This window comes from Streptomyces sp. FH025, assembly GCF_017427025.1.
Taxonomy (GTDB): Bacteria; Actinomycetota; Actinomycetes; order Streptomycetales; family Streptomycetaceae; genus Kitasatospora.
In genome coordinates this window covers 1-8628 of record NZ_JAFLNG010000318.1, presented here as the reverse complement: position 1 = coordinate 8628, position 8628 = coordinate 1, and the positions used below count along the sequence as shown (strand labels likewise).

The following is an 8628-nucleotide window of genomic DNA, read 5'->3' as shown; positions in this document are numbered from 1 at the left end:
GCGAAGCGTCACAGGACCGCAACAGTCGACGAATCCCCGCAGCCTGACCGGACGCCTCTGACGTGTTGACTTTCGTCGGAGCCTGGCGACCTTGGAGGCCGCCACGGCAACATGACATGCTAACGGCGGAATATTCATCAATTGCCCGATTTGACCGGTGCGGCCCAGAGCCGCCCTCACCACCGGTATCGGCACCCAGGGGAGACCATGACCAGCATCTCGCGCAGGACGGTGCTCAGTGCTACCGCAGCGACCGCAGCCCTCGGCGCGGTCGCGGCCTGTTCCAGCAGCGGATCCGGTACGGGGCAGAACTCCTCCTCTCCCTCCTCCGGCGGCGCTGCCACCACCCAGGGCGGCACCGCAGACCCGACCCAGGCGGTGGTCCCCAAGGGCACGCCGATCGGCGACGGCTCCAACGCGGACACCGGCCCGCAGCCGAACCAGCCCAAGCCCGAGAAGCTCAAGCCGGGCGAGCGCCCGCCGCAGTTCGTGGTGTTCTCCTGGGACGGCGCGGGCGGCACCGACGACGGCCAGTTCCCCCGCTTCCTCAAGCTGGCGGAGCAGTACAAGGCCACGATGACCTTCTTCCTCTCCGGCATATACGCCCTGCCCAAGGGCAAGGCCGAGCTGTACCACCCGCCGAAGCACTCGGTCGGCGCCTCCGACATTCCGTACCTGTCGGACGGCGCGGTCAAGAGCACCCTCAAGCTCGTCAGCCAGGCCTGGCTGGCCGGTCACGAGATAGGCACCCACTTCAACGGGCACTTCTGCTCCAGCCGCCCGGACAAGAACGGGGTCAACATGTGGACCCCGGAGGACTGGCAGAGCGAGATCGACCAGGCGATCTCCTTCGTCACCCAGTGGCGGACCAACACGGGCTTCACCGACGTCGACCCGCTCCCCTTCGACTACAAGAAGGAGCTCATCGGCGGCCGCACCCCGTGCCTCGAAGGGCAGAAGGCGCTGCTGCCGACCATCGCCAAGCTGGGCTGGAAGTACGACGCCAGCTCCTCGGGCGGCCTCCAGATATGGCCGCAGAAGGTGCAGGACGGCAAGGTCTGGGACTTCCCGCTCCAGTCCATACCGTTCCCGGGGCACACCTTCCAGGTCCTGTCGATGGACTACAACATCCTGGCCAACCAGTCCGGCGGCAGCACCAAGGGTGACCCGTCCAAGTACGGCGACTGGCGCACCCAGGCCGCCAACTCCTACCTGGCCGGCTTCGACCGGGCCTACAACAGCAACCGCGCGCCGTTCTTCATAGGCAACCACTTCGAGCAGTGGAACGGCGGCATATACATGGACGCCGTCGAGGAGGCACTCAAGACCATCGCGGGCAAGCCCGAGGTCCGGTTGGTCTCCTTCAAGCAGCTGGTCGACTGGCTGGAGGTGCAGGACCAGTCCACCCTGCGCAAGCTGCGCACGCTCAACGTCGGCCAGGCACCGGCCAACGGCTGGGAGAGCTTCCTCGGCGCCGCGGGCTGACGCTCCGCGCCGCGGCAGGGCCGTCGGAGACGGCCGGCGGGATGCTCACACCCCGCCGGCCGCGACCGTCCGGGCCGGACCGGCTATCCGGCGACGGGGGCGTCCGCGAGCAGGCTGCGAACGATGCGGTCGGCCCCGGCCTCTCCCCAGAGGATCGAGTAGTGGTTGGAGTCCGGCACCGGCGAGGCGGGGACCCGCTGCCGGTCCAGCCCGGACAGCCCGATCCGCTGCTGGTCGTACAGGCCCTGCGGCTCGTCGAGCAGCCCGCGTTCCGCCCAGAGCAGTTCGGCCGGGCAGGGCAGCCGGTGCACGGCGCCCATCGCCTCCTCGTCCAGCAGGACCTGGGCGCCGTCGGTCTGCACGGCCTCCAGCACGCACGAGGACCGCAGTTCGGGCTCGGTGCCGACGAGGTCGCGCTGGGTGTACGCGTCGATCCCCTCCGACCAGTCGTCGCCGAAGGCCGGGTGCCGGCGCCAGAACTCCCGGTAGGCGTCCCGGTCCGAGAAGGTCATCGACAGCCGGGCCAGGGCAGGACCGAGCACCGCGGCCAGGGCGTCCTCCTCGCGGACGCCCTCCGGAAGCGGGAAGCTCACCCCACCGTCCACCAGCAACACCCGGCGGACGAGTTCGGGGTGCCGGACGGCGGTCAGAGCGGTGACCCAGGCCCCCATCGAGTGGCCGACGACCGCGGTGGGCCCCAAGCCGAGGGCGGCGATCAGCGCGGCCACGTCGTCGGCGTGCCGGGTCAGCCCGTACGGTCCGGCGACCGAACGGCTGGCGCTGCGACCCCGCAGGTCGGGCGCGAGCAGGGTGACCCGTCCAGCGAGCCGGCGGGCGACCTCGTACCAGGCGAGGCCGTTGGCGGTGATGCCGTGCACCGCCACGACCGTCGGGGCCTCAGGCCGGTCGGCGGGCCAGCGCAGGACGGCCAGGTCCCCGCCGGGAACGGGTACGGTCAACTCCTCGGGCTTCAGGGACGACTGGCTCACGCGTGGGTACCTCCGGTCGGGTGGGCGGTCCGAACACCGGCCGGCGCGGGAGCCGAACGGGCGGATCGGGCGGCGCGGATGCGGGCAGGCAGTCTAGCCAGGCCACCGGGGAGCAGGTAGACCACGGCGACGAACAAGGTGCCGAGCAGGAACAGGGGTTGGGAGAGCGGCACGCGCAGGACCGCGGGCAGGTCCGCGACGGCGGTCGAGTTGGCGAGGTCCCCGAGCCGGTGGCTCGCCCAGGTGTAGAGGACGCCGCCGAGCAGCGGGCCCCAACGGGTGCCGGAGCCACCGAGGACCACCATGACCAGCAGCGCGAGCGTGGCGTCCGAGCTGGCGGCCTGCGGAGTGGCGCCGCCGGTCAGCAGCAGGTAGACCACCCCGCCCAGCCCGGCGAGCCCACCGGCCAGCACGAAGGCGACCAACTTGTAGCCGTAGGGCCGGAGTCCGAGCACCTCCACCCGGCGCTCGTTCTCCTTGATGCCCTCCCAGACCCGCCCGGCCGGCGAGTTGACGGCCCAGTGGACCGCGGCGACCGTCAGCACCAGGTAACCGACGGCGATCCAGTAGAGGTTGGCGGTGTTCTCGATCCCGAGCAGGCCCGGGGGCAGCAGGTCGGCCGGAGCGGAGCGGCCCTCCTCGCCGCCGGTGACGCCACCGGGGTTGCGCTGGACGAGGATCGAACCGGCCTGGGCGAAGGCGAGGGTGACCATGGAGAAACCGATGCCGGTGACGCGCAGGCTCACCGAGCCGAGCAGCAGGGCGAGCAGCACGGCGCACGCGACCCCGAACACCGCGGCGGCGGCGAAGGGGAGTTGCAGCTCCAGCATGCCGAGGTCGGTGGCGTAGAGGCCGGTCGCGAAGTAGAGCGCGTGGCCGAAGGAGAGCAGGCCGGTACGGCCGAGCAGGAGGTCGTAGCCGGTGGCGAGGGCCCCGTAGAGCAGGCACAGGGCGAGGAGTTGAAGACTTCCCGGGCTGCCGAGCGGGCCGTCGAGCAGTCCCGGGACGGGAAGCGCACTATATGGGGCGACAAGGAGCGTGATCAGCAGTGCGATCGGCCACCAGCGTAGCGCTCTGTGCATGCCTGTCCAGCGGTTAGTGATTGAACCACCCGTTCGAGGGATGGCGCCGGACTCGGCCTTGTGTTCACAATGGGTCTCGGCGAGGCCGGTGTCAGTCCCCCTCTCCACAATGGCGGTGTCGGCGGAGCTGGTGTCAGTCCCCTCTGCTGATATGGCGGTCGCGGCAGGGCTGGTGTCAGTCCCCCCTGCTGAGGTGGCGGCGCTGCGGGTGGCCGTGGGGCCACCGGTGCTCGTGATCGGAGTTTCGGCGCTCACGCGAGCCTCCCGGTGAGTCCACGGGGTCGGACCAGAAGCAGCACGGCGAGCAGGACGACGACCGAGAGGTCGCCGAGCCCGGCGCCGGTGTAGTAGTTGGCGAACTGCTGGACAAGACCGACACCCACCGAGGCGACGGCGGCCCCGGTCACCGAGCCCATGCCGCCCATCACCACGACGACGAAGGCGAAGATGAGCAGGCCGGTCCCCTGGCCGGGGCTGACCGAACCGAAGTAGAGGCCTCCGAGGGCGCCGCCCAGAGCAGCGGCCGCCCCGCCGATGGCGAAGACGAGGGTGAACGCCTTCCGGACGTCGATGCCGAGCGCCGTGACCATCGCCCGGTCCTCGACGCCGGCCCGGACGATCAGCCCGTAGCGGGTGCGGGCCAGGAACAACCGAAGAGTGAGCAACACCAGCGCGGCGGCGGCCACGAGCACGAAGCGGTTGACCGGGACGGTCGCACCGAGCACGCGCCAGGTGCCGGACAGCAGGGGCGGCTGGGGGAAGGGGCGGGAGTCTGCGCCCCAGATCCCCATCAGCAGGGCGGGTACGGCAAGCCCGACCCCGACGGTGGCGAGGATCTGGTCGCGTGGGCGGCTGTAGAGCGGCCGGATCAGGAAGAGCTCCAGAAGGACGGCGGCGGCCGTCCCGACCAGGGTGCCGAACGGCACCGCGAGCCAGAAGGAGAAGCCGGCCTCGGCGCCGGCCCACCAGGTGGCATAGGCGCCGATGGAGAGCAGGGCGCCGTGCGCGAAGTTGAGCACGTCCATCAAACCGAAGATCAACGACAGACCGGAGGCGACCAGGAAGTACAGCGCACCAAGACCGAGACCAGTACAGAAAAGGAGAACGACGGTGTCCATCAGGGCTTCACCTCCGCGGTGACGACAGGAGTGGCCGGGGAGGCGGCGGGCCGGGGCCCACCGGCGAGCGGGTGACGGGAGCCGACGCCGAGCAGGCGGCGGGCGGCCTCCTCGTCAGCCAACAGCTCAGCGGTGTCGCCCCGGTGGGCGGTCCGGCCGTCGGCCAGGACAGCGCAGGTGCCAGCCAGGCGGCGGACGAGGGCGAGGTTCTGCTCGACCAGGAGAACGGGCACGGCCTCGGCCGCTCGCGCCAGCACCTCGGCCACCTCGGCGACGATCTTCGGCGCCAGGCCCTTGGTGGGCTCATCGGCGATGATCAACCGGTTGCGGTTGAGCAGCGTCCGGCCGATCGCCACCATCTGCTGCTGGCCACCGGAGAGCGTCCCGGCCAACTGTCCGGACCGTTTCTTGAGTTCGGGGAAGAGCTCATGGACGAGTGAGTAGTTCGGCTCGTCCGGCTCGCCCCCGTCCCGGGCGGCGCGCTCAGCGAGGCGGAGGTTCTCGGCGACCGTCAGGCCGGCGAAGATCCCCCGGTCCTCGGGCGCGTATCCGATGCCATGTCGAACAACCAAGTGGGTGGGAAGAGAGGAGAGTTCGGCGCCTGCGAGGCGGATGTTCCCGGTGCGCGGGACGAGGCCCATGACGGCCTTGACCGTGGTGGTCTTACCGGCTCCGTTGCGGCCCAGCAGGGCGGTGACCCCGGCGGGGGCGACGTCGAGGTCGACGCCGTGCAGGATGTGCAGCCCGTCGATGACCACTCGCAGGTCGCGGACGGAGAAAAGGGGTTCGGCGGCGGACGGACGAGAGGGGGAGGACTGCGAGGAAGGCGACGGCGTCGAGGAGATCGGAGAGGAGGTGGTCACAACGCCTCACCCAGGTAGGCCTGTTGAACGGTCGGATCGGCCATCACGGCCTCAGGGGTGTCCAGGGCGAGCAGGGTGCCGTGGTGCATCACCGCCAGGCGGTCGGCCAGGCCGAGCAGGACGTCCATGTGGTGCTCGACCATCAGGACGGTCCGGCCGAGCTCGCGGTGGACGGAACGGATCAGCTCGGTGAGGGCCGGCACCTCCTCCGCGCTGACGCCGGCCATCGGCTCGTCCAGCAGGATCAGCCGCGGGTCGGAGACGAGCAGGACGGCCAGCTCCAGCTTGCGCTTCTCACCGTGCGAGAGCGACCCGGCCAAGGTGTCGGCGCGGTGGGTGAGTTCGGTGCGGTGCAGGGTGTCGGCCACCTGCTCCTGGTAGCGGTCGGCGCGGCGCCAGAGCCGGTACGAGGCACGCGGCCCGGCCGCCGCCTGGGCGGCCAGACGGACATGGTCGGCGACCGTCATCCCCGGCCAGAGAGAGGAGGTCTGGAAGGTACGGCCGAGCCCGCGGCGCGCCCGGGCGTGCACGGCCTCGGCGGTGACGTCCGCGCCGTCGAGGTGGAGGCTGCCGTGGCTCGCCGGGTAGATGCCGGAGATCAGGTTGAAGAGGGAGGTCTTACCAGCCCCGTTGGGCCCGATGAAGGCGATGAACTCGCCTTCGCCGACCGAGAAGGAAACGTCTTCGACGATCGGCACACCGCGCACGGACCAACCGAGTCCGTCCAATCGCAGCACGGGCGAGGAGGAGTGCTGAGAGGAGGGGTACCGAGAGGAGGAACGCGAGGAAGAGGAGGGCTGAGAGGAGCCGCTCGAAGAAGAGGAGGACGACGGCGAAGTGGAGGCAGCAGGAGCTGGCATCGGGATCAGCCCGCCATCGGGCTGACCGGCGGCGCGACCTCGTCCGCGGTCAGGGTCTTCTCCACCGAGGGCTTGGCAGCAGCCCCGGTGCCGGTCAGCCGGACCTGGAACATCGGCTGGAGGAGGGCGTGGTCCTCGGCGCGGACCGTGGTCGGCCCCTTCACCCCGTCGAAGCTCCACCCCTCCAGCGCCTTGACCAGGGCCGAAGTGTCATCGGTGGAGCCGTGGTTGGCCTCGACGGCGTGCACGACCATCTGGGCTGCGGTGAATCCGTCAGGGGTGAAGATGTCGGGCTTTCCACCGGCGGCGGTGACGGCCTCGGTCATGGCCTTCTCCACCGGGGTGCCCGCGGCGCCGTCGAAGTAGTGGTTCAGGAAGGAGATCTTCTCGGAGGCCGCGCCGAACAGCGGGTAGGAGGCGGCCACGTCCAGCCCGGTGACGACCTTGGTGTCGGTGAACACGTCCTGCTGGTTGAGCGCCGTCCACAGGGCCGACGCGGTGTCGCCGGCCCAGGCGACGAACAGCAGGTCGGGCTTGGCGGTCTTGGCCTGGGTCGCGAAGGGGGTGAGGTCGGTGGCGCTCGGCGGGGCGAGCACCTGATCCACCGTCGCGCCCTGGGCACCGAGCACGGCCTTCACGGCAGCCACGTTGGCCTGCCCGAAGGCGTTGTCCTGAGCGAGCACGGTGACCTTCTTGCCCTTGGCGTCACCGATGAACGAGGCCGCGGTCCTGATGTCCTGATAGGACTGGCGGCCGGAACGGAAGGTGTACTTGTTCAAGCCGGTGACCTTGTCGGCGGCGGCCGGGCCGCTGATGAAGAGCACCTTGTTCTGGGCCGCGATCGGTCCGACCTGAAGGGCGACGCCGGAGGCGGTGGAGCCCGCCAGGACCTTGTAGCCCTTGCCGATCAGGTCCTTGGCGGCGGACACCGCCTTGGCCGGGTCACCCGCGTCGTCCTGCTCCTCGAACTCGATCTTGTGCCCGTCGACCACGCCGGTGCCCTTGGTCGCGTAGCTCAGTCCGGCCTTGAAGCCGTCCAGGTACTGCTTGCCGTAGGCGGTCAGCGGTCCGGTCTTGGAGTACACCAGGCCGACCTTGACCGGGGCCTTCGCGCCACCGCCGTCCGCCGCGGCCGTCCCGGCGGTGCCGGCCTTGGCGCAGCCCGCTGCGAGCAGGACGCACGCCGCCGCGGCGGCGAGCTTCCGGGCCGGGCCGCCGGTCAGGGCCTCGCCCGGGCGGGCGCCGGAGGCGGTCCTGGTGGGGGCTGTGGTGCTGCGCATGGTGACCGACTCCTGAGGGTGCGGCGGGTGGATGCGGGAACCGTAGGTGTGCGGTGGGATCGGCGACATGTGCCCGGGTGACGTATCAGCCCATCGGGATGTGGCTCCGATCGACATACCGTCGAGTCGGCACCGCTCACCGGACACCCGGGTGTGGTCCAACGACACCGGTCCGTGCCAACCCATGGCGGTGGACGCCATGGCTGCGGCGGCCCGCGCCCGGTGACGGTGGAAAGGCGCGGAGCCCGTCCGACCGTGGCTCCCGACCGCTCCCACTCCCTCACGAGGTGACCCCTTGGACAAGGTCCTGGACTCCCCCGCCGACGCCGTCGGGGACATCCCCGACGGCGCGGTGCTGGCCGTAGGCGGCTTCGGCCTGTGCGGCATCCCGAGCACGCTGATCGGCGCCCTGGTGGAGGCCGGCGCCTCCGGGCTGCGCGTGGTCTCGAACAACTGCGGGGTGGACGACTGGGGGCTGGGCCTGCTGCTGCGGGCGGGGCGGATCGCCCGGATGACCTCCTCGTACGTCGGGGAGAACAAGGAGTTCGCCCGGCAGTACCTCTCCGGCGAGCTGGAGGTCGAGCTGACCCCGCAGGGCACGCTGGCCGAGCGGCTGCGGTCCGGCGGCGCCGGCATCCCGGCGTTCTTCACCCCGGCCGGGGTCGGCACCCAGGTCGAGGAGGGCGGGCTGCCCTGGCGCTACGCGGCGGACGGCTCGGTGGCCCTGGCCTCACCGCCGAAGGAGGTGCGGGAGTTCGGCGGCCGCCGGTACCTGCTGGAGGAGGCGATCACGGCGGACTTCGCGCTGATCCGGGCCGAGGTGGCGGACCGGCACGGGAACTGCGTGTTCCACGCCGCCGCCCGTAACTTCAACCCGCTCTGCGCGGCGGCGGGCCGGATCACCGTGGTCGAGGCGGACCGGATCGTCGAACCGGGCGAGCTCGCCCCGGA

8 protein-coding genes are annotated in these 8628 nt (G+C 71.0%); 2 read left to right on the top strand and 6 right to left on the bottom strand.

Annotated elements, in window-relative coordinates; genetic code table 11:
* Window positions 1-207 precede the first annotated feature (207 nt).
* Entirely contained in the window at window positions 208-1485 is a 1278-nt protein-coding gene (locus J0670_RS21940; protein ID WP_207813352.1) for a hypothetical protein, read from the top strand.
* 83 nt (window positions 1486-1568) lie between these two features.
* On the opposite strand, the gene J0670_RS21935 is transcribed toward J0670_RS21940, so the two are convergent.
* The 6 genes from J0670_RS21935 to J0670_RS21910 all read right to left on the bottom strand — a co-directional run bounded on the left by J0670_RS21935 (window position 1569) and on the right by J0670_RS21910 (window position 7677).
* Window positions 1569-2474 (bottom strand): alpha/beta fold hydrolase, encoded by a 906-nt coding sequence (locus J0670_RS21935; protein ID WP_207813351.1) that lies wholly within the window; start codon window positions 2472-2474, stop codon window positions 1569-1571.
* Complete coding sequence (locus tag J0670_RS21930) at window positions 2471-3556, bottom strand: branched-chain amino acid ABC transporter permease (protein WP_207813350.1); 1086 nt, start codon at window positions 3554-3556, stop codon at window positions 2471-2473. The genes J0670_RS21935 and J0670_RS21930 overlap by 4 nt, the downstream gene beginning before the upstream one ends.
* Window positions 3557-3807: 251 nt before the next feature.
* Window positions 3808-4674, bottom strand: coding sequence for a branched-chain amino acid ABC transporter permease (locus tag J0670_RS21925; RefSeq protein ID WP_207813349.1), 867 nt, complete (start codon window positions 4672-4674; stop codon window positions 3808-3810).
* On the bottom strand, window positions 4674-5438 hold the full coding sequence (locus tag J0670_RS21920) for an ABC transporter ATP-binding protein (RefSeq protein WP_243437347.1): 765 nt from the start codon (window positions 5436-5438) through the stop codon (window positions 4674-4676). Before J0670_RS21920 ends, J0670_RS21925 begins: the two co-directional genes overlap by 1 nt.
* Window positions 5439-5533: 95 nt before the next feature.
* Entirely contained in the window at window positions 5534-6235 is a 702-nt protein-coding gene (locus J0670_RS21915; protein WP_307806634.1) for an ABC transporter ATP-binding protein, read from the bottom strand.
* Window positions 6236-6402: 167 nt separating this feature from the next.
* The gene (locus J0670_RS21910; protein WP_207813347.1) at window positions 6403-7677 is read right to left on the bottom strand and encodes a substrate-binding domain-containing protein; all 1275 of its coding nucleotides are present in this window, start codon (window positions 7675-7677) and stop codon (window positions 6403-6405) included.
* Between the two features lie 295 nt (window positions 7678-7972).
* Between J0670_RS21910 and J0670_RS21905 the strand changes: the two genes are divergently transcribed.
* On the top strand, window positions 7973-8628 hold a 656-nt coding region (locus J0670_RS21905; protein ID WP_207813346.1), incomplete at its 3' end, for a CoA transferase subunit A.

Bases quoted from the DNA above. Each gene is read 5' to 3' on its own strand.
- J0670_RS21940 (WP_207813352.1), top strand. From the start codon at position 208: ATGACCAGCATCTCGCGCAGGACGGTGCTCAGTGCTACCGCAGCGACC.
- J0670_RS21930 (WP_207813350.1), bottom strand. From the start codon at position 3,556: ATGCACAGAGCGCTACGCTGGTGGCCGATCGCACTGCTGATCACGCTC.
- J0670_RS21910 (WP_207813347.1), bottom strand. From the start codon at position 7,677: ATGCGCAGCACCACAGCCCCCACCAGGACCGCCTCCGGCGCCCGCCCG.
- J0670_RS21925 (WP_207813349.1), bottom strand. From the start codon at position 4,674: ATGGACACCGTCGTTCTCCTTTTCTGTACTGGTCTCGGTCTTGGTGCG.